Origin of the sequence: Pseudomonas sp. MIS38 (genome assembly GCF_019891575.1) — a bacterium.
In the GTDB taxonomy this organism is placed as follows: Bacteria; Pseudomonadota; Gammaproteobacteria; order Pseudomonadales; family Pseudomonadaceae; genus Aquipseudomonas; species Aquipseudomonas putida_A.
The window spans coordinates 1-24,529 of record NZ_JAFLXF010000015.1 but is presented as its reverse complement, the minus strand read 5'-3'; the positions used below and the strand labels follow the sequence as shown (position 1 = coordinate 24,529).

Annotated in this window: 19 protein-coding genes and 4 tRNA genes; 10 read left to right on the top strand and 13 right to left on the bottom strand. The window is 59.7% G+C overall.

The window, feature by feature from the left end; all coding sequences use genetic code 11:
* Positions 1-618: 618 nt before the first annotated feature.
* Complete coding sequence (locus tag J1G18_RS17515; RefSeq protein WP_025113378.1) at positions 619-1,332, bottom strand: UTRA domain-containing protein; 714 nt, start codon at positions 1,330-1,332, stop codon at positions 619-621.
* A 352-nt stretch (positions 1,333-1,684) separates the two neighbouring features.
* Here J1G18_RS17515 and J1G18_RS17510 point away from each other — a divergent pair, with 352 nt between their 5' ends.
* The 6 genes from J1G18_RS17510 to J1G18_RS17485 all read left to right on the top strand — a co-directional run bounded on the left by J1G18_RS17510 (position 1,685) and on the right by J1G18_RS17485 (position 7,043).
* Positions 1,685-2,752: an ABC transporter substrate-binding protein gene (locus tag J1G18_RS17510; protein ID WP_223008147.1), complete on the top strand. Its 1,068-nt coding sequence runs from the start codon at positions 1,685-1,687 to the stop codon at positions 2,750-2,752.
* Positions 2,753-2,933: 181 nt separating this feature from the next.
* Positions 2,934-3,740, top strand: a complete 807-nt coding sequence (locus J1G18_RS17505; RefSeq protein ID WP_223008146.1) for an alkaline phosphatase family protein — start codon at positions 2,934-2,936, stop codon at positions 3,738-3,740.
* On the top strand, positions 3,737-4,582 hold the full coding sequence (locus J1G18_RS17500; protein WP_410477714.1) for an ABC transporter permease: 846 nt from the start codon (positions 3,737-3,739) through the stop codon (positions 4,580-4,582). The genes J1G18_RS17505 and J1G18_RS17500 overlap by 4 nt, the downstream gene beginning before the upstream one ends.
* Positions 4,569-5,369, top strand: coding sequence for an ABC transporter permease (locus J1G18_RS17495; protein ID WP_007965346.1), 801 nt, complete (start codon positions 4,569-4,571; stop codon positions 5,367-5,369). Before J1G18_RS17500 ends, J1G18_RS17495 begins: the two co-directional genes overlap by 14 nt.
* Positions 5,366-6,355 carry an ABC transporter ATP-binding protein gene (locus J1G18_RS17490; RefSeq protein ID WP_027613359.1) on the top strand — a complete coding sequence of 330 codons (990 nt, stop codon included), beginning with the start codon at positions 5,366-5,368 and terminating at the stop codon, positions 6,353-6,355. Before J1G18_RS17495 ends, J1G18_RS17490 begins: the two co-directional genes overlap by 4 nt.
* Positions 6,356-6,389: 34 nt before the next feature.
* Positions 6,390-7,043, top strand: coding sequence for an HAD family hydrolase (locus J1G18_RS17485; RefSeq protein WP_223008145.1), 654 nt, complete (start codon positions 6,390-6,392; stop codon positions 7,041-7,043).
* A gap of 117 nt (positions 7,044-7,160) precedes the next feature.
* Here the strand turns inward: J1G18_RS17485 and J1G18_RS17480 are convergent, their stop codons facing one another.
* Entirely contained in the window at positions 7,161-8,123 is a 963-nt protein-coding gene (locus J1G18_RS17480) for a zinc-binding dehydrogenase (protein WP_135295269.1), read from the bottom strand.
* Positions 8,124-8,261: 138 nt separating this feature from the next.
* On the opposite strand from J1G18_RS17480, the gene J1G18_RS17475 reads away from it, so the two are divergent.
* Together J1G18_RS17475 and J1G18_RS17470 are read left to right on the top strand one after the other, a co-directional pair.
* Entirely contained in the window at positions 8,262-10,346 is a 2,085-nt protein-coding gene (locus J1G18_RS17475; protein ID WP_167734107.1) for a carboxy terminal-processing peptidase, read from the top strand.
* Between the two features lie 133 nt (positions 10,347-10,479).
* Positions 10,480-12,270 carry a bifunctional diguanylate cyclase/phosphodiesterase gene (locus J1G18_RS17470; RefSeq protein ID WP_223008144.1) on the top strand — a complete coding sequence of 597 codons (1,791 nt, stop codon included), beginning with the start codon at positions 10,480-10,482 and terminating at the stop codon, positions 12,268-12,270.
* A 119-nt stretch (positions 12,271-12,389) separates the two neighbouring features.
* Here J1G18_RS17470 and J1G18_RS17465 read toward each other — a convergent pair whose 3' ends face one another.
* The 7 genes from J1G18_RS17465 to J1G18_RS17435 form a co-directional block, all read right to left on the bottom strand.
* A complete protein-coding gene (locus J1G18_RS17465; RefSeq protein ID WP_223008143.1) occupies positions 12,390-12,806 on the bottom strand; it encodes a hypothetical protein in 417 nt (138 codons plus the stop codon).
* Positions 12,806-17,587 (bottom strand): RHS repeat-associated core domain-containing protein, encoded by a 4,782-nt coding sequence (locus tag J1G18_RS17460; RefSeq protein ID WP_223008142.1) that lies wholly within the window; start codon positions 17,585-17,587, stop codon positions 12,806-12,808. The genes J1G18_RS17465 and J1G18_RS17460 overlap by 1 nt, the downstream gene beginning before the upstream one ends.
* A gap of 246 nt (positions 17,588-17,833) precedes the next feature.
* A complete protein-coding gene (locus J1G18_RS17455) occupies positions 17,834-18,232 on the bottom strand; it encodes a sel1 repeat family protein (protein WP_134785808.1) in 399 nt (132 codons plus the stop codon).
* The gene (locus J1G18_RS17450; protein ID WP_003223109.1) at positions 18,233-18,604 is read right to left on the bottom strand and encodes a hypothetical protein; all 372 of its coding nucleotides are present in this window, start codon (positions 18,602-18,604) and stop codon (positions 18,233-18,235) included.
* Positions 18,601-18,942 (bottom strand): helix-turn-helix domain-containing protein, encoded by a 342-nt coding sequence (locus J1G18_RS17445; protein WP_223008141.1) that lies wholly within the window; start codon positions 18,940-18,942, stop codon positions 18,601-18,603. Before J1G18_RS17445 ends, J1G18_RS17450 begins: the two co-directional genes overlap by 4 nt.
* Before the next feature lie 112 nt (positions 18,943-19,054).
* A complete protein-coding gene (locus J1G18_RS17440) occupies positions 19,055-19,510 on the bottom strand; it encodes a YkvA family protein (RefSeq protein WP_027613367.1) in 456 nt (151 codons plus the stop codon).
* A gap of 294 nt (positions 19,511-19,804) precedes the next feature.
* Positions 19,805-20,521 carry an FKBP-type peptidyl-prolyl cis-trans isomerase gene (locus tag J1G18_RS17435; protein ID WP_007966725.1) on the bottom strand — a complete coding sequence of 239 codons (717 nt, stop codon included), beginning with the start codon at positions 20,519-20,521 and terminating at the stop codon, positions 19,805-19,807.
* Between the two features lie 270 nt (positions 20,522-20,791).
* Here J1G18_RS17435 and J1G18_RS17430 point away from each other — a divergent pair, with 270 nt between their 5' ends.
* Together J1G18_RS17430 and J1G18_RS17425 are read left to right on the top strand one after the other, a co-directional pair.
* On the top strand, positions 20,792-22,600 hold the full coding sequence (locus J1G18_RS17430; protein WP_223008140.1) for a di-heme-cytochrome C peroxidase: 1,809 nt from the start codon (positions 20,792-20,794) through the stop codon (positions 22,598-22,600).
* Positions 22,597-23,763, top strand: a complete 1,167-nt coding sequence (locus J1G18_RS17425; protein WP_134785806.1) for a catalase family protein — start codon at positions 22,597-22,599, stop codon at positions 23,761-23,763. The genes J1G18_RS17430 and J1G18_RS17425 overlap by 4 nt, the downstream gene beginning before the upstream one ends.
* 218 nt (positions 23,764-23,981) lie before the next feature.
* Here J1G18_RS17425 and J1G18_RS17420 read toward each other — a convergent pair.
* The 4 genes from J1G18_RS17420 to J1G18_RS17405 all read right to left on the bottom strand — a co-directional run bounded on the left by J1G18_RS17420 (position 23,982) and on the right by J1G18_RS17405 (position 24,525).
* A tRNA-Asp gene (locus J1G18_RS17420) sits at positions 23,982-24,058 on the bottom strand.
* A 19-nt stretch (positions 24,059-24,077) separates the two neighbouring features.
* Positions 24,078-24,153: transfer RNA gene (locus J1G18_RS17415), tRNA-Val, on the bottom strand.
* A 200-nt stretch (positions 24,154-24,353) separates the two neighbouring features.
* Positions 24,354-24,430, bottom strand: a tRNA-Asp gene (locus J1G18_RS17410).
* 19 nt (positions 24,431-24,449) lie between these two features.
* Positions 24,450-24,525 (bottom strand) — tRNA-Val (locus J1G18_RS17405).
* Positions 24,526-24,529 lie beyond the last annotated feature (4 nt).

The following is a 24,529-nucleotide window of genomic DNA, read 5'->3' as shown; positions in this document are numbered from 1 at the left end:
CTCCCACACTGGATTGGGTGTATTCAGTGAGAGATTGGTCGGCTGTCAGGCCGCCTTCGCTGGCAAGCCAGCTCCCACAGTGGATTGGGTGTATTCAGTGGGAGATTGGTCGGCTGTCAGGCCGCTATCGCTGACAAGCCAGCTCCGACAGTGGGATTGGGTGCAGGCAGTTGGAGATTGGTCGGCTGTCAGGCCGCCTTCGCGAGCAGGCTCACTCCTACAGAAAAGCAAAAGCCGACCGCACGCTTTTCACCACTCAACAGGATGAGCGCAAGCTCGGCTGCAGCTCTTGATCTTGCCGTGCCGGCCCCATCGGCAGGCTGAGTGGAGGGGTTTATCCGGGGGTGGGAGCGCAGCGACCGTTTGGCGAAGCCAAATGCATCGAGAGGAGGTGCAGCGAAGCAAACCGGAGGCGATGCGCCCGGATGAACCCCGTAACGAAGGAACCCGAGCCTAAGCGAGGGCCGTACGCCGGGGCCAAGCGTTTTGGTTACTTTTGGGCGTCTGCAAAAGTGACTCGCTGTAAGAGCGAAACCGTCAGCGGCAGCACCCGAAGAAACGGATATTCACACAGAACCCAACAGCCTGGTCGGCCCAGAGGCCGCCAAGGCCAAAAGCTCAAACAACATCTACACCAACGTGAATCGCATCATGCCGCCAAAACTCCAGATCACAATCAATCAACCGCTCATGCTGATCATAATTGACCCGAGCAATCCGTAACCCCGGACTCCCGACAGAAACCCGCAAAGCCGCCGCCGCATCCACCGACAACGACGTCGGCACAATCTCGAACCGCACCCGCCCATAGTGCAAATCGTAATGCCGCGCATACAACTCGGTCATCGACTGATTCAAATCAAATCCCAGAATCCCCGGAAAATACTGCGGATTCAGATAGTGCTCCACATACAAAACCAGCCGCCCGTCAATCCGCCGCGACCGGCAAATCTGAATCACGCTCGACAAAGCAGGCAACTGCAACAACGCACACACCGCCACCGATGCCGGCTGCAACCGCGCCGAAATCACCTCGGTCGACGGCACCCGCCCCTGCGCACTGACCATCGCGTGAAAATGACTGCGCTGCATCAGGTTGTACGCCAGACGTGGCGGCGAAACGAACCAGCCACGGCGCTCCTCGCGATAGATCTGCCCCTGCGCCTCCAGTTGCAACAAGGCCTCACGCACAGTAATGCGCGTGGTGCCGAACAACTCACTGAGCTTGCGCTCGGCCGGCAACTTGCTCCCGGGCGCGAGCAGGCCGTGATCAAGTTGCTCCTGCAGCACCTGACCAATCGCTGTCACCGCTTTTGTTGCCTCATCGCGCATCAACGTTACCTATCTGGACTAGACCAGCACTGTTTCGGGGCAAAAACCGTACGGCCTGCAAGCCGTTTCCTTGTATTGCAAGCCTAGGCAGTGCAGATGACCGAGAGATGACAAACCCGCCCGACGGTCGCCCTCATGACTTGCAATACATCGGCCAAGTGCCTTGTCCGCCGGGGCTTTGACCTTGGTCTACGCTTACCGGGCAAGCGCCGAATCCGGGCCAATAAAAGGCCTGCCGGGCGACCGCCGACATCAAAGTGTCATCCAGCCCCCTTAAATTGGCTCAGGTATTGCTGACCTAGACCAACACAAACCGCAATCGCAGCGTTGAACACGACCAAGGAGCTTCGGAATGAAACAGCTTTTCCTGGCAACACTGTTAGGCTCGACCATTGCAATGTGCACCTCCGCCATCGCGGCGGGTATCGACCTGAAAACCCTCGAAGCCGCTGCGAAAGCGGAAGGCGCCGTCAACAGCGTCGGCATGCCCGATGACTGGGCCAACTGGAAAGGCACCTGGGAAGACCTGGCCAAGACCTATGGCCTGAAACACATCGACACCGACATGAGCTCGGCCCAGGAAATCGCCAAGTTCGCCGCCGAAAAAGACAACGCCACTGCCGACATCGGCGACGTCGGCGCCGCCTTCGGCCCGATCGCGGTCAAGCAGGGCGTGGTGCAACCGTACAAACCAAGCACCTGGGATCAAGTCCCGGACTGGGCCAAGGACAAGGACGGCAACTGGGCACTGGCCTACACCGGCACCATCGCCTTCATCGTCAACAAGAAGCTGCTGCACGGTTCCGAAGTCCCGACCAAATGGGCCGACCTCAAGGGCGGCAAATACAAGGTTTCCATCGGTGACGTGAGCACCGCCGCGCAAGCCGCCAACGGCGTACTGGCCGCTGCCCTGGCCAACGGTGGCGACGAGAAGAACATCCAGCCGGCCCTGCTGCTGTTTGCAGACATCGCCAAGCAAGGTCGCCTGTCGATGGCCAACCCGACCATCGCCACCATGGAAAAAGGCGAAATCGAAGTCGGCGTGGTCTGGGACTTCAACGGCCTGAGCTACAAGGCCAAGATGGCCAACCCGGATGACTACGTGGTGCTGATCCCGTCGGATGGCTCGGTGATTTCCGGCTACACCACCATCATCAACAAGTACGCGAAAAACCCGAACGCCGCCAAGCTGACCCGCGAATACATCTTCAGCGACGCCGGCCAGACCAACCTCGCTCGCGGCAATGCTCGTCCGATCCGTGCCGAGCACCTGCAACTGCCGGAAGACGTGAAGGCCAAGCTGCTGCCGAACGAGCAGTACAAGAAGGTCACGCCGATCAAGGACGCCGACGCCTGGGAAAAAACCTCCAAGGCCCTGCCGCAGAAGTGGAACGAAGAAGTCATCGTAGAGATGAAGTAATCCTGTAAATCCCCACTGCTGGATCCATTGGAGATCCAAATGTGGGAGCGGGCTTGCTCGCGAATGCGGTGGATCAGTCAAGCATCTATTGACTGACACTCCGCCTTCGCGAGCAAGCCCGCTCCCACAGGGGATCCAGATTGAATCTGAAATTTCCTGTTTTCGCGGAGTTTTTGCCCCTATGAAGCACAACGTCATCCTTGTCGTGCTCGACGGTCTCAATTACGAGGTCGCGCGGCACGCCATGGGGCATCTGCAGGCTTACGTTGGCGCAGGACGCGCCGCGCTCTATCAGTTGGAGTGCGAGTTGCCGGCCCTGTCCCGACCGCTTTACGAATGCATCCTTACCGGCGTGCCGCCGATCGACAGCGGCATCGTCCACAACAACGTTGCGCGCCTGTCCAACCAGCGCAGCATCTATCACTACGCCCGCGACGCCGGCCTGAAAACCGCCGCAGCGGCCTATCACTGGGTCAGCGAGCTGTACAACCGCTCACCGTTCCTAGCGACCCGCGACCGTCATACCGACGATCCAGCGTTACCGATCCAGCACGGGCATTTCTACTGGAACGATCACTACCCGGATTCGCACCTGTTCGCCGACGCGGAACACCTGCGCCTGCGCCATGCGCCGAACTTCCTGCTGATCCACCCGATGAACATCGACGACGCCGGCCACAAGCACGGCCTCGATTCCGCGCAATACCGCAACAGCGCGCGCTCGGCGGACATCATCCTCGCCGACTACCTGCAAGGCTGGCTCGACGCGGATTATCAGGTGCTGGTGACTGCCGATCACGGCATGAACAACGACCGCTCGCACAACGGCTTGCTACCGGAAGAGCGCCAGGTGCCGCTGTTTATCCTCGGCAACGCCTTCAGCCTGAATGCTGACGCCGCGCCGAAGCAGACCGAGATCTGCGGCACCGTCTGCGAACTGCTCGGCGTCCCTCACGACAAACCTGTGTGCCGGGAACTGCTCAAATGAATGCCATGACTCGCGGCAAATGGCTGGCGGCCCTGTGTCTAGTGCCGTTCGCGCTGTTCTATATCGTGTTCGAAATCGCCCCGCTGGTCTGGGTGATGATCAACAGCCTGCAATCGGAGGAGTTCGGCTGGGGCTTCGCGAATTTCAGCAAGATCTTCAGTTCGAAGTTCTATCTGCAGGCGATCCAGTACAGCCTGGAGATCAGTTTCTGGTCGAGCGTATTCGGCATCATCATCGCCGTGCTCGGTGCGTATTCGTTGCGCCGGGTCGACTCGAAACTGCGCAACTTCGTGAATGCCTTCGCCAACATGACCAGCAACTTCGCGGGGGTGCCGCTGGCCTTTGCGTTCATCATCCTGCTCGGGTTCAATGGCAGCATCACCATCATGCTCAAGCAGGCCGGGATCATTCAGGACTTCAACCTGTACTCGAAAACCGGTCTGATCATCCTCTACACCTACTTCCAGATTCCCCTCGGCGTGCTGCTGCTGTACCCGGCGTTCGACGCCTTGCGTGAAGACTGGCGCGAATCCGCCGCGCTGCTCGGCGCCAACGGCTGGCAGTTCTGGCGCCACATCGGCCTGCCGGTGTTGACCCCGGCCCTGCTCGGCACCTTCGTGATCCTGCTGGCCAACGCCCTCGGCGCCTACGCCACGGTGTACGCCTTGACCACCGGCAACTTCAACGTGCTGCCGATCCGCATCGCGGCAATGGTTTCCGGGGATATTTCCCTCGATCCGAATCTCGCCAGTGCCCTGGCCGTGGTGCTGGTGGCGTTGATGACCATCGTCACCGTTGTGCATCAACTGCTGTTGAAGAGGAGCTACCATGTCTCGCGCTGAATCCGGCCCGGCCGGCGTCTACCACCGCGTCGTGGTTTATCTGCTGTTCGCGATTCTGCTGCTGCCGCTGGTGGGCACGCTGATCTACTCGATTGCCAGCAGTTGGTCGGCGACCATCCTGCCCAGCGGTTTCACCTTCAAGTGGTACCTCCAGTTGTGGAGCGATCCGCGCTTCCTGCACGCCTTCGGCCAGTCGCTGCTGGTGTGCGTCGGTGCGCTGGTGCTGTCAGTGGTGCTGATCCTGCCGCTGCTGTTCGTGGTGCATTACCACTTCCCGAAACTCGATGCGCTGATGAACATCCTGATCCTGCTGCCCTTCGCGGTGCCGCCGGTGGTGTCGTCGGTGGGTCTGTTGCAACTGTACGGTTCCGGGCCGCTGGCGATGGTCGGCACACCGTGGATTCTGATCGGTTGCTACTTCACCGTGGCGCTACCGTTCATGTACCGGGCGATCACCAACAACCTGCAGGCGATCAACCTGCGCGACCTGATGGACGCCGCGCAACTGCTCGGCGCCAGCACCTTTCAGGCGGCATTTCTGGTGGTGCTGCCAAACCTGCGCAAGGGCCTGATGGTCGCGTTGCTGCTGTCGTTCTCGTTCCTGTTCGGTGAGTTCGTGTTCGCCAACATCCTCGTCGGCACGCGCTACGAAACCCTGCAGGTGTACCTGAACAACATGCGCAACAGCAGCGGCCACTTCACCAGTGCGCTGGTGATCTCGTACTTCTTTTTCGTGCTGGTCCTGACCTGGATCGCCAACATCTTGAACAAGGACAAAAGCGAATGAGCTATGTCAGCGTCCAACACCTGCAGAAAAACTACGCGGGCACGACCGTGTTCAGCGACATCAACTGCGAGATCAACAAGGGTGAATTCGTCACCCTCCTCGGCCCATCGGGTTGCGGCAAGTCCACGCTGCTGCGCTGCATAGCCGGGCTGACGCCGGTGGATGGCGGCAAGATCCTGCTTGATGGCGTCGACATCGTGCCGCTGAGTCCGCAGAAACGCGGGATCGGCATGGTCTTCCAGAGCTACGCGCTGTTCCCCAACATGACCGTCGAACAGAACGTCGCCTTCGGCCTGCGCATGCAAAAAGTCAACTCGGACGACAGCCACAAGCGTGTCGCCGAGGTGCTGAAACTGGTTGAGCTCAACGACTTCGCCAGCCGCTATCCGCATCAGCTCTCCGGCGGCCAGTGTCAACGCGTGGCCCTCGCCCGCTCGCTGGTGACCCGTCCACGCCTGTTACTGCTTGATGAACCGCTGTCGGCGCTGGATGCGCGTATCCGCAAACACCTGCGCGAGCAGATCCGGCAGATCCAGCGCGAACTCGGCCTGACCACGATTTTCGTCACCCACGATCAGGAAGAAGCGCTGACCATGTCCGACCGGATTTTCCTGATGAACCAAGGGAAGATCGTGCAGAGCGGCGATGCCGAAACCCTCTACACCGCACCAGTGGACATATTCGCCGCAGGCTTCATCGGCAACTACAACTTGCTTGACGCCGACAGCGCCTCGAAGCTGTTGCAACGGCCGATCAACCACCGCATCGCGATTCGCCCGGAAGCCATCGAACTGAGCCTCAATGGCGAACTCGATGCACAGATCCGCAGCCACAGCCTGCTCGGTAACGTGATCCGCTATCGAGTCGAGGCGCGTGGCGTGGAACTGGTGGTGGACGTGCTCAACCGCTCGGCGGCGGATCTGCATCCCGACGGTCAGCGTCTGGCGCTTTCCATCGATCCGACGGCCCTGTGTGAGGTAGCCTGATGACTTTGCTGACGTTGAAGAGAGAACTGCACTGATGGCCCTGGCAATTTTTGATCTGGACGAAACCCTGATCCACGGCGACTGCGCCACCCTCTGGAGCGAGCAGATGGGGCGCCTGGGCTGGGTCGATCCCGAGTCGTTCATGCGCAAGAACAACGAGCTGATGGACGCCTACAGCCATGGCAAATTGCGCATGGAAGAGTACATGGAATTCAGCCTCGAACCGATGATCGGGCGCACCCCGGAAGAGGTCGAACACCTGGTCGGCCCATGGGTGGAAGACTTCATCGAACCGATCATCTTCAGCGACGCGACCAAAACCATCGCCGCCCACCGCAAGGCCGGCGACCGGATTCTGGTGATCTCGGCTTCCGGCACGCACCTGGTCAAACCGATCGCCGAGCGCCTGGGCATCGACGAAATTCTCGGCATCGAACTGGACGTTGCGCACGGCGTTTACACTGGCCAGACCGTCGGCACGCTGACCTACCGCGAAGGCAAGATCACCCGCCTGCTGGAATGGCTGGATGCCGAGGAAGAGAATCTGGAAGGCGCGAGTTTCTACTCCGACTCACGCAACGATTTGCCATTACTGCTGAAGGTGGACTTCCCGCATGTGGTGAATCCGGATCCGGTGCTGCTGGACCATGCCGAAAAAGCAGGCTGGCCGATCCATCTCTGGAAATAAACATAGATCCAACTGTGGGAGCGGGCTTGCTCGCGAAGGCGGAGTGTCAGTCGATAAATTCTTGTCTGATTCACCGCCTTCGCGAGCAAGCCCGCTCCCACAGGTTTTTCGGTGTTTTCAGGTCAGGCTTTCGTCGACCACCAGCACCAGTTTGCCGGCAACTTTGTTGCTCGCCAGCTCGGCAAACGCCGCTTCGGCGTCTTTCACCGGGAAGGCTTTTGCCAGTTGCGGACTCAACCGCCCTTCGGCAAACAGCGGCCACACATGCTGGCTCAAATCGCTGAACAGGTCGGCCTTGAACTGATCGTCGCGACTGCGCAACGTCGAACCGAGCAACTGCACGCGCTTGGCCAGTATCTGTGCCAGGTCCAGTTTCGCCTCACGTCCGCCCATCAGGCCGATCAGTACCCAGCGTCCGTCCAGCGCCGTCAGCTTGAGGTTCAGCGCCGCATAGTTGCCGCCGACCGGATCAAGGATCACGTCAAACGGCCCGAAGTCGCGCAGGCTTTCCAGATCATCGGTGCGCACCACGCCGCCCTGGGCTCCCAGCGCCTCACAGTAGGCCAATCGCTCAGCCGACCCGACGCTGACCCAACAGGGATTGCCGAACGCCTTGCATAGCTGAATGGCGGCTGAACCAATTCCACTGGCCCCGGCGTGCAGGAGAACCTTCTCGCCGGGTTTCAGCGCCGCCAGTTGAAACACGTTGAGCCAGACCGTTGCATAAACCTCGGGTAATGCCGCGGCCTCGATCAACGAAACGCCCTCGGGCACCGGCAGCACGTGCCGTCCGTCGACCACCACCTCCTCGGCCATTCCGCCCCCGGCCAGCAAGGCGCAGACCCGGTCGCCGACCTGCCAGGACGAGCCGGCGCCGACTTCGCTGATCACCCCGGAACACTCCAGACCGAGCACCTGACTGGCGCCCGGCGGCGGTGGATAAAGCCCGGCTTTCTGTAATAAATCGGCGCGATTGAGGCCCGCAGCCGCCACGCGAATGCGCACTTGTCCTACATCACATGCCGGACTCGGCTCTTCAAGCCATGCCACTTGACCTTCAACGCCTTGCAATGCCTTCACAGTGCCTCCATAGTGAGTCTGGACTGAGCCCGAAGCTGTAGCGCCGGGCTTTTTGCATTATGCGACCGGCTCTCGTAGAACCGGCGACTTCAAAGACGGCCTAATATGCGTTATCAATTGTCCCCGCGTCGAATCAGCATGAAGCATTTGCTCCCCAGCACCGCCCTCGCTCTTTTCATCGGTATCGGCTTGTTGCCGGTGTCGGGCACTACATTCGCAGCCAACAGCTGGGACAAGTTGCAGCCGGATCGCGACGAAGTGATCGCCAGCCTCAACGTCGTCGAGTTGCTCAAGCGTCACCACTACAGCAAGCCGCCGCTCGACGATGCGCGCTCGGTGATCATCTACGACAGCTACATCAAGCTGCTGGACCCGTCGCGCAGCTACTTCATGGCCAGCGACATCGCCGAATTCGACAAGTGGAAGACCCAGTTCGACGACTTCCTCAAGAGCGGCGACCTCAACGCCGGGTTCACCATCTACAAGCGCTATCTGGACCGCGTCAAGGCGCGCCTGGACTTCGCCATTGCGGAGCTGAACAAGGGCGTCGACAAGATGGACTTCACCACCAAGGAAACCTTGCTGATCGATCGCAAGGACGCCCCTTGGCTCAAATCCACCGCTGAACTCGACGACCTGTGGCGCAAACGCGTCAAGGACGAAGTGTTGCGGCAGAAGATCGCCGGCAAGGATTCCAAGCAGATCCAGGAAACCCTGACCAAGCGCTACAAGAACCAGTTGGCGCGTCTGGACCAGACTCGCGCGGAAGACATCTTCCAGGCGTACATCAACACCTTCGCCATGTCCTACGACCCGCACACCAACTATCTGTCGCCGGATAACGCGGAGAACTTCGACATCAACATGAGCCTGTCCCTCGAGGGCATCGGCGCCGTGTTGCAGAGCGACAACGATCAAGTGAAAGTCGTGCGCCTGGTGCCGGCAGGCCCGGCCGACAAGACCAAGCAGGTTGCACCGGCCGACAAGATCATCGGCGTTGCCCAAGGCAACAAAGAGATGGTCGACGTGGTGGGCTGGCGCCTGGACGAGGTGGTCAAGCTGATCCGCGGCCCGAAAGGCACCGTGGTGCGCCTGGAAGTGATTCCGGCCAGCAATGCGCCGAACGACCAGACCAGCAAGATCGTGCCGATCACCCGTGAAGCGGTGAAGCTTGAAGACCAGGCGGTGAAAAAATCCGTGCTGAACCTGAAACAGGACGGCAAGGACTACAAGCTCGGCATCATCGAGATCCCGGCCTTCTACCTCGACTTCAAGGCGTTCCGTGCCGGCGATCCGGACTACAAGAGCACCACCCGTGACGTCAAGAAACTGCTGACCGAACTGCAGAAAGAGAAAGTCGACGGCGTGGTCATCGACCTGCGCAACAACGGCGGCGGCTCCCTGCAGGAAGCCACCGAGCTGACCAGCCTGTTCATCGACAAGGGCCCGACCGTCCTCGTGCGTAACGCCGATGGCCGCGTCGATGTACTGGAAGATGAAAACCCGGGCGCGTTCTACAAAGGCCCGATGGCACTGTTGGTCAACCGCCTGTCCGCCTCGGCTTCGGAGATTTTCGCCGGCGCCATGCAGGACTACCATCGCGCATTGATCATCGGTGGCCAGACCTTCGGCAAAGGCACCGTGCAGACCATTCAGCCGCTGAACCATGGCGAACTGAAACTGACCCTGGCCAAGTTTTACCGGGTTTCCGGGCAGAGCACCCAGCATCAGGGCGTACTGCCGGACATCGACTACCCGTCGATCATCGACACCAAGGAAATCGGCGAAAGTGCCCTGCCGGAAGCCATGCCGTGGGACACCATCAAGGCAGCGATCAAGCCGGCCTCCGATCCGTTCAAGCCGTACCTGGCGCAGCTCAAGTCCGAGCATGACGCACGCAGCGCCAAAGATGCCGAGTTCGTGTTCATCCGTGACAAGCTGGCCCTGGCGCAGAAGCTGATGGAAGAAAAAACCGTCAGCCTCAACGAAGCCGACCGCCGTGCCCAGCATGCGGACATCGATGCCAAGCAACTGGCCATGGAAAACATCCGTCGCAAAGCCAAAGGCGAAGAACCGCTCAAAGAGCTGAAGAAAGAAGATGAAGACGCGCTGGCTGCGGCTGAGCCGGACAAGGTCAAACCAGAAGACGACGCCTACCTGAGCGAAACCGGGCGCGTGCTGCTGGATTACCTGAAGCTGAGCAATCAGGTGGCCAAGAAGTAAGATGATGGCAATTTAGTGGTGACGCTCCCCGGAGCGTCATCAAACAGTCATCATTCTGTCGTGAAATAAAGGACTGGGAGCGCCTCTTCAAGCAAGAGCGCTCCCAGTCCTTTTTTTATCGCCAGAGATTGCCATGACCACGACCGAACAGCTGAGTGCCTTGAGCTCGATCCTGACTCAAAGCGGTTTGCACAGCCTGTTCCAGCCGATCATCTGTCTCTCCGAGCGTCGCATTCTCGGCTACGAAGCCCTCACTCGCGGCCCGTCCAACAGCCCTCTGCATTCGCCTATCGCGCTGTTCGCGGTGGCGCGTCAAGCCGGCCGCTTGAGCGAACTGGAAATTGCCTGCCGCCAGTCTGCCTGCCGTCGTTTCAACGAGCAGCAACTGCCGGGCAAGCTGTTCCTCAACGTTTCACCGGAATCCCTGCTTGAAGCCGCGCACCAACCGGGGCGGACCCTGCAACTGCTGCAGGACTTCGGCATTCCACCCAGCCAAGTAGTGATCGAACTCACCGAACAGACGCCAATCGACGATTTCCAGTTGCTGCAAACTGCCCTGCATCACTATCGGGCGATGGGCTTTTCCATCGCACTGGATGACTTGGGTGCCGGCTATTCGAGCTTGCGTCTATGGTCGGAGTTGCGCCCGGATTACGTGAAGATCGACCGCCACTTCATCGACGGCATCCATCAGGATGCGTTGAAACGCGAGTTCGTCGGCTCGATCCTGCAAATCGCCAAGGCGTCACGGGCACAGGTGATTGCCGAGGGGATCGAGTTGCCAGAGGAACTGGCGGTGCTGACCGAGATGGGCGTCGATCTGGTGCAGGGTTACCTGCTCGCTCGCCCGCAGGAGCATCCACCCCGCGATGCCCGGGCCCTGATGCCGAAACACGACAGCAGCACCGTGGCGTTGAACGACGAAGGCAGCGACCTCAGCGCCCTGCTCAACGAGCAACCGGCGGTGCATCGTGACACACCGACCGCCACGGTGCTGGAAGCCTTCCGCCGCCAGGCCAATCTGAACTCACTGGCGGTGCTCGACGAACAGGGCCAGCCGTGCGGCATCGTCCATCGCCATTCGTTGTCCGACGCCTTGCTCAAGCCGTTTGCCACCGACCTGTTCGCCCGCAAGCCAATCAGCCGCCTGATGAACGACGACTTCCTCGCTGTGGAAATGAGCCAGTCGCTGCAACAGGTCAGCCGCCTGATCACCAGCCGCGCCCGGCAGCGCATCGAAGAAGATTTCATCATCACCCTCAACGGCGGTTATCTGGGCCTTGGCCGGGTGATCGACGTGCTCAAACTGATCACCGAACTGAAAATCCAGCAGGCGCGCTACGCCAACCCGCTGACCCTGCTACCCGGCAACGTGCCGATCCAGCAATGCCTGACCCGCCTGCTGCAACAGGGCCGCGAATCGATCATCTGCTACGTCGACATCGACAGCTTCAAACCCTTCAACGACATCTACGGCTACGGCCGTGGCGACGAAGTCCTGCTGTGCCTGGCGCAATGTCTGAACGAACGCGTCGACCCGTCCCGCGACTTCGTCGGCCACATCGGCGGCGACGACTTCCTGCTGGTACTCGGCCCGGAAGACTGGCGCAAACGCCTCAACCAACTGCTCGACGACTTCCAGAGCCAATGCCGACGCTTCTATCGCCCTGAGCATCTTGAAGCCGGCTGCTTCATCGCGCCGAATCGCCAGGGTGTGCGGCAGGAGTTTCCGTTGCTCTCGTTATCGATCGGCGTAGTCCACTTGCAACCCGAGGCCTGCGCAGAACTGGATGCCAGCCAACTCGCGGAAATGGCTTCGCAGGCTAAGCATCATGCGAAGAATGTTCCGGGGTATAGCGTGCATGTGATTGATAGCATTGCTGCTGCCGACCTTCAACTGCCGCAACTGATTGGCCAACGCTGACTCCCCATACGACGAAAATCCCTGTGGGAGCGGGCTTGCTCGCGAAGGGGTCAGTCCATACAGCTCATAACTAACCCCGAGCCAATTTAACAAAGCCTCCGCGCACATTTTCAAAAACATCACCACGTAGTTTTATCTTCGCCTGCAGCCCTTGAGAGATCTTCTTTCCAAACTTCCTGTGCTATTTGATAGACACTCTGGAAAAAACTGCGCGGTTCTTCTAACGAATACCATTCCTCCCGTGGCCAGCTATTCGCTTCGCATTCATCGATTTCAAAGGGACTTTGAAAATCATAATCCGAATTTTTTAGCGCTCCCTCTAGAAACTCAAATAATACATATTTATGTCTATACGAGAGATATGGCAACTCCAAACAATATTTTCTGACAAGAGCTTCCCTATCAACGCGATCATCCGGATTATAAACACCAAGCTCTACGCCTCGCGTTTCCTCACGATCATAAACATCGAACACTCCAATAAACCAAGTCAGGCTCGGTTCAAAAGGCTCGTTCAAAAACGGATCCTTCAACATTACCTGCCCTCCGCCGGGAAGCCCGTGAATGGTTTCTGCGTATTTATCTGATCAAATTTAACTTCAAACCAATTCAAGTCCTCATTAAGGGTCGGATTTTGCTGGTCTCGTCTATTCGGTCTATATCCACGACCTGCACCGGGCAACTCCAACTTAACTATTGGAATATTATTATGGTCTCTGCCTGTGTGCATTATTAAGCCATTTCTGTCCCTCGTCATCGCTTTATTCAACGCCCCCAAATGCATTCGCCAGTTATGGAACTGAGAGCTAAGATTTCCTCTGGCACCTCTTGGGACTATACCTGTATGAGGATCTGCTCCATTGATGCCACGTTGCTTAAGTGCTGGATCGGAAATTTCCGAACTATGTTTTTTCACAGTGTGCATGCCATAAAGATTTTCATATTCATATACCCGACGCTTCGCGTTCTCCTCAGCCACCTCATCAAGCCTCGCCCGCCGCTCCTGCGCTGTCATCTTTGGCAACGGAGGAGATCCCTCTTCAACAACTACGCGGCCAGCCTCGTACCGCATCGGGCGACGTGGATTAGTTGGCGGACAACTGCAACTCAACCCCAACGGATCCACCCATCCCGTCGGATTCGGCACATACCGATACTGATTCAACCCACCCGCCAACTTGATGGGATCCGGCGTCAAATACCGCCCCAACCTCGGGTCGTAATACCGGTGCCGGTTGTAATGCAGCCCACTCTCCGCATCGAAATACTGCCCTTGAAACCGCAGCGGCTGGTCCAGGTAGTCCTCGCCCGCGAGGGTGATCGCCGACACCTTGCCGTAGGCGTCGTACTGCGCCGACCAGACGATTTCGCCGCTGTAGTCGGTGAGTTCCTGCGGGGTGCCGAGGTGGTCGAGTTGGTAGTAGAACGGGCAGGCCTTTTTCGGACCTTTGCCGTCGAGCAGCGCCAGTGGGCGGAAGGTGCCGGGTTCGTAGACGTAGCTGCGGTGGTGGTTAGGGCCGCTTTCGGCGACGAGGTGGTCGCCTTGCCAGAAGAACTCGGTGGTCTGGCCGTCGACGGTTTTGCGAATGCGCCGGCCGAAGGCGTCGTATTGGTAGGTCGCGGTTTGGCCGTCGGCGCGGGTCAGGCCGATCAGGCGGTGCTGGCAGTCGTAGCGGTACTCGGTGACGAGTTGCTGGTCGCGGCCACGGCGTTCGCGGATCAGGTTGCCGAAGGCGTCGTAGTCGTAATGGCGGTCGCCCTGCATCAGCAGGCGATTACCCTTGATCCGGGTCGGGCCGGGACGATCCTGCATCAGCAGGTTGCCGGCCGGGTCGTGGGCGAAGGATTCCGGCAGTTCGTCGCGCGAGTGACGGACGCGGATCAAGCGGTCGAGGGCGTCATAGCCATAGGTGCGCTGGCCGTGGCGGCTGTCGGCAATGTGCTCGAGGTTGCCGTTGGCGCTGTAGGCATAATCCCGGCGATACAGCGAGTCGTGCTGATGACCTACAGCGTGGGCGAGTAAACGTCCCTGATCGTCGTAGGCATAATCGCTGCGCAGCAGGCCTTGCTGGCGTTGTTGTTCGCGACCGGACTGGTAGACGTGACTGGTCAGCCGCGTGCCATTGAGGTCGATGGCGGTCAGCGCGCCGCCCTTGGCGTAGTGGTAATCGAGCTTGCTGTTGTCCGGCAGACGCTGGCGCTTGAGCTGGCCGCAGGCGTCGTAGACATAACGCAGGGTGCCCCAGCCCTGATGCTCGGTGATCAGCCGGTCCTGCCGGTCATATTCAAAGGCCAGTGGATGCTTTTGACCGTCATCGACCCCGGTCAAACGGCCCAGTCGGTCATAGGTGTAAGCCACCTCAACTCCGTCGGGCAGGGTTTTCAGCAGCAAGCGCCCGGCCGCATCACGCGCGTAGACGGTGACCAGCGTCGAGCCGTCATCGCCGAACTCGGTCTTTTCCAGCAGGTGCCCGTTGCGGTCGTAGGCGTAAGCGGTGCGCCGACCATCGAAGCCGGTTTCCTGTCGGATCAATCCGGTGGGCGTGTAGTCCAGGCGGTACTTTTCCCCGGACTCGTTCTCGATTTCCGTCAGCAGCAGTTGCGCATGGTCGTAGCGGTACTGCACCCGCGTGCCGTCGGGGTTGATCTTGCGCGAGACCAGATGCAGGTCGTCGTCATACTCGTAGCGGGTGATGCGCCCGAGTTCGTCGCGCTCGGCAGTGACTTGGCCGTAAGCGCCATAGCTGTAGGCGCGAGTGGCGCCTGTAGGAAATGTCGTTTGAACCAGTCGGCCAACAGCGTCCCACTGCTGGCGGGTGATCGCGCCGTGTTCGTCGCAAGTGGTCGTCCGTCGCCCCAGCGCGTCGTAGGAAAAGCGCCGTACTCCACCGTCAGGCAGGGTTTCCTCGATCAGTTGGCCGAGGTCGTTCCACGACAACTTGTGCCGGCTGGTGTCCGGATAGCGGATCGACAGCAACTGCCCGCGCGTGTCGTAGTAGTAATGGGTGACCTGGCCGTCAGGATCGACCGCCTCGGTGACATCGCCCTCGGCGTTGCGCCGAAACGTCCACACCGCCTCGCCGCGAGAACGGCTGTGCAGGAAACCGTTGCGGTACTCGTAGGACGTTGGCTCATCGTCCGGCGGAAGCAGCGCGATCAGCCGTCCGACGTCGTCGTAACGGTATTCGGTGACCGCGCCCAGCGGATCCTGCTCGGCGATCAGCCGGCCCTGATCGTCATAAGCCTTGAGGTGCTCACCGCCATCGGCCGCGACCTTGCGCACCAGCCGTGCGCTGTCATCGTGGACGTAAGTTTCTTCGCTGCCATCGACGTAGTGCACCGCGACGCTGCCGTCATCGGCCCAGACGTAACGGGTGTCCATCTGCGCGAACGACGCCCAGTGGCGCACGCAACGCGCCGCCTTGCCCGAGCGTTCCCATTCCCAGAAGAAACTCGCGCCGCCGGTCAGTTGCCGCTGCAGGATGACGTGCTGATCGTCGTAGTCGTAACGCTCGCTGTCACCGACCGCATTGGTCGCGGCCAACAACCGCTGACGGGCGTCGTAGCAATAACTGACCAGCGTTTGCTCGGTGCGCCAGCCATCCGCCTCAAGCACCTGGTAATCAACCGCGACCAGATGCGCCCGGTCGTAGCGCAAAAGCAGCGACCGACCCGCGCCATTGTCCAAGCGGAAAACCCGCTGTTGATGATCGCGATGCACCGTCAGCCGATTGCCATACGCATCACTGACCGCCACCAGCCGCCCGGCACGAAAGTGATAAAACCGCGCTGTATCCCCGGCCAGCGCGAGGATCAGTTCCTCTGGCTCATCGCCGAGAAAAATCGCCGCCCGCGACAGGCTGTTGTGAATCGCCGGGCGCTCAACGCTGGGCAACGGAAACCGCGTGCGGCGGTTCTCGTGATCGACCCAGACCACCGCCTCGCCATCAAACTCCAGCCGATGCGCCAGCGAATGACTCCAGCCAAACCCCAGCCCGACATCAACCTCCACCGCGCTGGTGCGGTACAACCGGGTGAACTCGAACGGCAGCAAACCATCGAGCGTGCCGTCGGTCAGGGTCAGCAGTTCTTCGCCGGTGACCATCGACACCGGACAGCCGTTGGTGCAGGTCAGCGGCGCGCAGTCGGCGCTGTCGCCGTTGGGGTTTTTCGCTTGATCGGGAGCGTTATCGTGGTGCTCGTTTTTCTTCAGGGCGGCATTGCGCTTCGCATCCCAGCGCAATTGCATGCGCCCCTTTTTCACGCCGGCGGCAATACCCCGCGCGGCAACGGTTTTGTACTGGTCGACGTAATGGATGAACGTGTTGACGATGCCGAAAATCGCCTTGACCAGGCGCTTTACAACCGACAGCAACTGGGCCGCGCGATCCGCCAGGCGTAGCGTGAGATAAGCGATCCCGGCGCCAGCCCCGACGAATGTCAACACAACGCCGATCAGCACATCGATCAGCACCTGCACGATCATCATCGACGCCGTTTCAGCGGTTTTGCCGGCGATCTGGCTGGGCGGCAGCATCTCCAGCCAGAGACTCGCACTGCGCAGCAGCAAACACAGCGCAGCTTCATCGCTGACCAGCAACTGCAGCTTTTGCATGACATCTGGAGCTGATTCTGCGAGATGAATCAGATCGGCCGCGCCGCTTCCCAGCCGCTCGGCAAATGCGCCTGGATCCTTGAGAATCTCCGACAGCATGCCGATGCTGTCCCACACCCCCTCGATCGCCGCCCAGCTCCCGGCGAGCATGCCATTGCCCGCCGCCATCGCCACCGACTGCGACCACTGCGGCTTGAACCCCTGCCACTCGCTGCGCAACCAGCCATCCAGCTCGCCGGTCAAGCCGTCGTAGGACTGGAACAGCGCCTTGATCTGCTCCGGGGTAACGTCGCTGTGCACCTGCACGCGATAGAACTTGCCTGGCGTACCGGTGAATGTTCCCCGGCCTTGCGCATCAAGTGCGACGGGGGAGGTTTGGCCATCATCCACCGCGACCACATCCACCACGATGTCGCCCAGCGGAATGTCGTACACCGACTCGAATTTGCTCTCGATCGCCAGCACCCCGCTTTTCGGGCACTGCACGACGCCGGTGGCAAACTCACTGTCGCCCGTGCTGACCGCGGTGAGGCGACCACCGAAGCGGATAACCCGCTCCATGCCCATCAGCGACGGCAGGTCCGCCGCGTGGCTGACCTGGTCGGCCGCTTTGCTGAACCAATGCTCAAGCTGCTGGCGATAGAGGCTGAGGGTGTCGGGGAAACTGTCGAGTTCCTGCTCGATACGGCTGACGGCTTCCATCAGCGCACGCGACGATGCGGGGTGGAATGAAAAACCGGGTCAAACATGAGCGTTCCCTCGCGCAAAAATTAGGCGCGGGGACTTTGCGGGGGATCAATCAGGAAAGAAGTCAGGCGAGTAGGTGTTTGCTGTAGGACTAATCCGCAAAAGGCTGATTACTACAAAACGTATAGCGATAAACGCAAACGTGGCGTGAGGTTTCCCTCACGCCACGTTTATCGAGCGATACAAAATGATTTACCGGGTTTAATCCCGAGCGCTCAATTCTTTGAGTTTGAGCTCGGCCAACGGGTGACCGGCCTTGGCGGCCAACGTCCACCAGCGCGCCGCTTCGGCCGGATCCGGCGCTTTGCTCGGCGTACCGGCCAAGCTGATCACGCCGACCTGATAAGCCGCTTTGCGATCACCGGCAAGCGCCGCCAGACGCAACAGCCGCACACCCTCTTCGCGGGCACCCAGGCCAACCCCGCGAAACGTCAGAATGTGCCCATAAAAGCTCTGCGCGCCGACATCGCCAAGATTGGCCATGCGCGCAAACTGCCCTTCGAGCCAGCGCCAGCCTCTGGGCTGGCGCACAAACCATGACCAGTGAAACAGCCTGCGGGCCAACCAGTAACTGGCCGACGCCTTGAGTCGTAAGAACACTCAGGCCTCCGCCGATTCCGGGTACTCGTATTCGAAAACTCTGACCACTTCCGACGCATGCCAGGAGGCAGCCGCGACGCCATCGGAGGGCCCGGAAAATCGTCCAAGACGCTCGACACATTCAAAGAAACCGGTACGTGGCAAGCGGCTGGCCCCCTGACTGATTACCAGCGAACTGCGCAATGGCTGTTCGGCCTTGGCGTCCAGTGCGGCCAGATGCTCAAGTGCCGCGGTCAGCGTCTGCATCGCCGGCGTCGGCAGTTGCAAACGTTCGAGCAAGGCTCGATAGGTCAACAGATGGCGCTGCCTGCGCGCCTGATCCAGCTCCCCGAGCAATCCGTCCCAATGTTGACGACTGATGCGTACGCTCACGATTCATCCCTCCAACCCGGCACCGTCAGTTCCCAGGCCAGGCTGCGACGAATTGCGGCGTCAGGTTGACGCTCGCCGCTTTCGATCATGGCCAGATAAGACGGGCTGATGCCTACCGTGCGGGCCAGCGCCTCAATGGCGATGCCCTTCCCTTCGCGCAAACTGCGTAGTTGATCCAGACCTGGAAGAATCGGGTCTGGCGTTGCGGCGGCCGGCGCTGGCGCCCGCTGCGGCGGTGTTTCGTTGATGCCTGCTGCTTTCAGTAGAGCCTGATACTGGACCCATGGCAGAACCGCATACTCGGGTTCGCCATCGCGTGCAATTATCTGAATATCCATGACTACCCCGTAGGACAACAACACTTAGCGAGTCGGCACTTTTCCCTAGAAGTGTAATCCTAACAGCGGCCAAGGTCGCGGGGGGTATCTATCTGTCTGCAGGCGAAGTGAATCAGGGCTTTTTCGGGCCCTGAAGCTGAAGTTGCTCGGGGGTATCAGGCAGGCGCTCGACCACCGCGAGTTTTTCCGGCTGCTGGCGGTTGCGCCAGAGCCGAAAAGCATTGAGCTCATCGTCGAGGGTTTTCATCAGCCAGGCCAGAACGGCGATGTCATCGAGCATACCGAACACCGGAATGAAATCCGGAATCGCATCCACCGGGCTGAGGAAGTACATCAGGCCCGCCACCACCGAGACGATGGCTTTCGGGCTGATCGCTCGGTATTCGCCACGCCAGTATGCAAGACACAGTGCCTGGAGCAAACGCAGATCTTCCTTGAGTTTGCCAAGGCGATTGCCTTGCGCGGCACCTTTGCTCGCCACCGCGAACAACAGGGTCGGCAGACGCCCACGCGCCAGCAATCGACCGGCGAGGGGCAGAAATCGGGCGAAATTCCACGGCGCTTTCATCTATTTCTCCCGTTGAAATGTTATCCACACAAATTGTGGATAACCTTGTGAACAGAGCTGCATTTCAGCGCTGAAAGCCCCGTTTTATAAGGGCCGCGCTCAGATCGGGCGTTTTTTACTCACATAAAAAACCCCAATATTTCATTGACTTGGCGGCTCAGGGCGTCTAGCGCTGGCAGCCTCAATCTCTAGGACTGCGGTAAGCGCCATCCGTTCGCTCTGTTTACCGCCAGCATCGTCCAGATGCAACAACGCCCCGCATAAGCGAGGCGTTGTCTTCGAAGCTACAGCCGATTACTTGGCGGCGGCGTCTTCTTTGGCTGGATCCTTGATGGCCAGCAGTTCCAGGTCGAAGACCAGAACCGAGTTGGCCGGGATTGCCGGGCTTGGCGATTGCGCGCCGTAAGCCAGATCGCTAGGGATGTACAGTTTGTACTTCTCGCCAACGTGCATCAGTTGCAGACCTTCAACCCAACCCGGGATCACACCGCTGACCGGCAGATCGATCGGGCTGCCACGTTCAACAGAGCTGTCGAACACGGTGCCGTTGGTCAGCTTGCCGGTGTAGTGAACGGTCACTACGTCGGTAGGCTTGGGCTGTGGGCCGTCGGCTTTCTTGACCACTTCGTACTGCAGACCGGAAGCGGTGGTGGTGACACCAGGCTTCTTGCCGTTTTCTTCGAGGAATTTCTTGCCGGCGGCTGCCGACTCTTCGCTCATCTTGGCCATGCGCTCTTCAGCACGCTTTTGCAGCGCGGCGAAGGCTTCGACCAGTTCTTCGTCTTTCAGCTTCTGTTCTTTCTTGCCGACGGCATCTTCGATGCCCTGGGCTACCGCTTTGGAGTCCAGATCATCCATGCCTTCCTGAGCAAGGCTCTTGCCCATGTTCAGGCCGATACCGTAGGAAGCTTTTTGCGCCGGGGTTTTCAGCTCTACGCTGGTCTGCGAATCACAACCCGCGAGGACCAGGCTAACCAGGGCTACCGCCGCCGCCAACCGATGCTGTTTCATGCTATTTCCTTGTTCATGCGCCGAAAGGGCAATCGAGTAAAGCCGCGAGCTTATCAGGCCGCCACGACCAATGGCTACCGGCATGAGAGCAGGAAATGTCCGATAAGTTCAGGGATTAAAACGCATTCGGGCCAAGGGACGATGAAGCTTCTGTCATCTGAAGCTGACAAGGGCTGATGAGACTTCCTACGACAGTTGGCGTAATGGCCACTTGCCGCACCTGCAACAGCTGAGGCATAACAAGGCAACAACTCGACAAGGATGTTTATCTTGCGCCTCTTATACCGTGTGCTGGCACTGATCATTGTGCTGCTGTGCCTGGCTCTGGCAGTGATTCTGTACTACGTCGCCAACCCGAAACTGCCCTTCTATACCCCCGCCCAACAGGTGCATTACCTGCAGCAGTGGAGCGAGGAGGAACGCCAGACCTACTACTTCACGCCGCAGGGCACACAGGTCAAAGGCCTGCGCTATGAATGGTTCGAGGCGCTGGAACTGCCCTTCTCTCAGCAGCGTTTCGCGTCCCCGGAATACCTCGCACGCTTCGGTTTTCTGGTTGATCCACAGCAGAAAGCCACGTCGAACAACCCCGGCAATCTGCCGGTCGGCTTCGCCCGCCACGCGAATCCCGGTGGCAGCGAGCAATATCTCGATATCACCTGCGCTGCTTGCCACACTGGCGAATTGCGCTTCAAAGGCCAGGCCGTGCGAATTGACGGTGGTTCGGCGCAGCATGTCTTGCCTTCCAGCGTTCCTACATTGCGCGGTGGCAGTTTCGGACAAGCCTTGGTCGCGAGTCTGGCCTCGACTTACTACAACCCATGGAAATTCGAGCGTTTCGCCAAAAATGTTCTGGGCGATGACTACGAGACACGCCACGAGCAACTGCGCAAAGACTTCAAGCAATCGCTGAACACCTTCCTCAAAGTCGCCTGGAACGACACTCACCGAGGCCTCTACCCCACCGAAGAAGGCCCGGGCCGCACCGACGCATTCGGCCGCATCGCCAACGCCACCTTCGGCGACGCGATCTCCCCCGCTAACTACCGCGAGGCCAACGCACCGGTGGACTACCCGCAACTGTGGGACATGTGGACGTTCGACTGGGTGCAATGGAACGGCTCGGCGCAGCAACCGATGGCGCGCAATATCGGTGAGGCGCTGGGGGTCGGCGCCACGCTGAATTTCTTCGACAACAACGGCCAGCCGCTGCAGGGCGATGCGCGTTATGCCTCGAGTGTGCGCGTGCGTGATCTGCACAAAATCGAAGAAACCCTGCAACACCTGCAACCACCCGCCTGGCCGGAAGATGTCTTGGGTGCGGTGGACAAACCACTGGCCGCCAAGGGCCGCGCGCTGTTTGAGGAGAACTGCGCCGGTTGCCATGTGCCACGCAAGACTCAGGAGGGCGAACGCTGGGTGCAGCATTTGCACCTGCTGCCGGTGGAGGTAATCGGTACCGATCCGAATGCGGCGACCAACATAGCCAACCACCGTTTCGACCTGACGCCGCTGCAATGGGACCTGAAGGAGTTGGAGCAGATGGATGTGAAGTTGCATCCGACGCCCACCGAACCACTGGATTTGAGCCAGCTCTCGGTGGCCAAGGGCCTGGCCTACGTCACCGCGTTCGTCGAGAACCGCGCCTATCGCGAGGCCGGCGTCACCCCGCAGGAAAAACCCCAACTCGACGGCTTCGGACTGCCGATCGGCGTACGCGAAAAGGTCGCCTACAAGGCCAGGCCGTTGGCCGGTATCTGGGCCACCGCGCCGTTTCTGCACAACGGTTCAGTACCGAGCCTTTATCAACTGCTGTCACCGCAGGATGAGCGCGCCACGACGTTCTATAAAGGTTCGTTCGAATACGACCCGCGCCATCTGGGGTATCGCACCGAAGCCTTTACCAATGGTTTCCTGTTCGACACGCGGATTAGCGGCAACCACAACAGCGGTCATGAATTCCGCGCCGGCGAGCGCGGCAGTGGGGTCATCGGCCGACTGCTGCAACCAGAGGAGCGCTGGGCCTTGCTGGAATACCTGAAAGTACTGGGCGGACCACTGGAGGCGCAATTGCCATGAGGATCGACCCGTATAAAAGACCGTCGATGTTCGCCCGCGTCTGGATGTGGCTGGGGCGCCTGCTGGGCAAAGCCCTACTGACATTGCTGATTATCGGCCTGCTGGGCTGGGCCATCGCGAGCGCATGGTTCGTCTGGCAACACAGAGGCCCGGTGTCAGCGCAGGAACAGGTTCCCGCCGGTGAAGCGGCGATGACCCAGGACGTGATCCAGACCGCCGTACGCATCGTCGATCAACACCGTGAAGGCACCCGTTATCTGCGCGACGCGCATGCCAAGGCCCATGGTTGCGTGAAAGCCGAAGTGACGGTGCTGCCGGAACTGACACCAGCGCTGCGCCAAGGTGTTTTCACCGAACCAGGCAAAACCTGGCAGGCGATGATTCGCCTGTCCAATGGCAACGCCTACCCGCAGTTCGACAGCATCCGCGATGCCCGGGGCATGGCAATCAAACTGCTCGATGTGCCCGGCAAACCATTGCTCGGCGACCGTCAGCAACGCCGCGAGCAAAACTTCGTGATGTTCAGCCACCCGAATTTCTTTGTCAGCGATGTCGCCGAGTATCGTCAGAATGTGGCGGCTCAGGCTGACGGCAAAAAGATGATGGCGTTCTTTCCTGGCTGGGATCCGCGCAACTGGCAGATCCGCCACCTGTTCATCGCCTTGGCGACCCTGGCGCCGCCACCGAACAGCCCGACGGCGACCACGTACTTTTCGGTATCGCCCTACAAATTCGGGGAGGCAAATGTGAAGTTTCGAGTCGCGCCGGATCCGGACAATTGCCCGGCGTATGCCCTGCCCCCACAAAACCACGACCTGCCGAATTTCCTGCGCAGCGCCTTGAACCAGCAACTGTCGACGGATCGGGTGCCAGCGTGTTTTGTGCTGCAGATTCAGCGCCAGGACGCGAACAAGTACATGCCAATCGAGGACACCAGCATCGAGTGGCGCGAGCAGGATTCACCGTTCGAAAGTGTGGCGCGAATCACCCTGCCTGCGCAGGACTTTGACACGCCGGCATTGAATCTGGCGTGCGACAACCTGTCGTTCAATCCGTGGTTTGGTATCGAGGCGCACCGACCGATTGGCGGGATCAACCGCTTGCGCAAAGCGGTGTATGAGGCGGTGAGCGATTATCGGCACAGTCGCAATGCCGAACAGTGAGAAGACGAGGAGATGATTTGTGGTGAGGGGATTTATCCCCGATGGGATGCGAAGCAGCCCCAGCTTGAAGACTTTCGGCCTGCTGCGCAGGCCATCGGGGATAAATCCCCTCGCCACACAGGCATTGCAGAAATTCGCAAATCGCAGACAGCAAAAAGCCCGCACTAGGCGGGCTTTCTGTGGTGACCTGGCGTTCAGTGGGTCCAGGTGACCGAATATGGCGCAGCGGACGGGACTCGAACCCGCGACCCCCGGCGTGACAGGCCGGTATTCTAACCGACTGAACTACCGCTGCGCGAAACGCTTGAAACGAATGGTGGGTGATGACGGGATCGAACCGCCGACATTCTGCTTGTAAGGCAGACGCTCTCCCAGCTGAGCTAATCACCCTTCGCTTCGTTACGGGGAGCATTATGCCACAAGTTTTCGTAATGTGTTGATTTAATTGAAGTTTTTTTTCAAAAAAATCTGAAAACCGGTGAAACGACACAAACCCGATGGAACAAGGTACAAACTTGAGACAGAAAAAAACCCGCTTCAGCGGGTTTTTCCGTGGTGACCTGGCGTTCAGTGGTCCAGGTTACCGAATATGGCGCAGCGGACGGGACTCGAACCCGCGACCCCCGGCGTGACAGGCCGGTATTCTAACCGACTGAACTACCGCTGCGCTAAACACTTGAAACGAATGGTGGGTGATGACGGGATCGAACCGCCGACATTCTGCTTGTAAGGCAGACGCTCTCCCAGCTGAGCTAATCACCCTTCG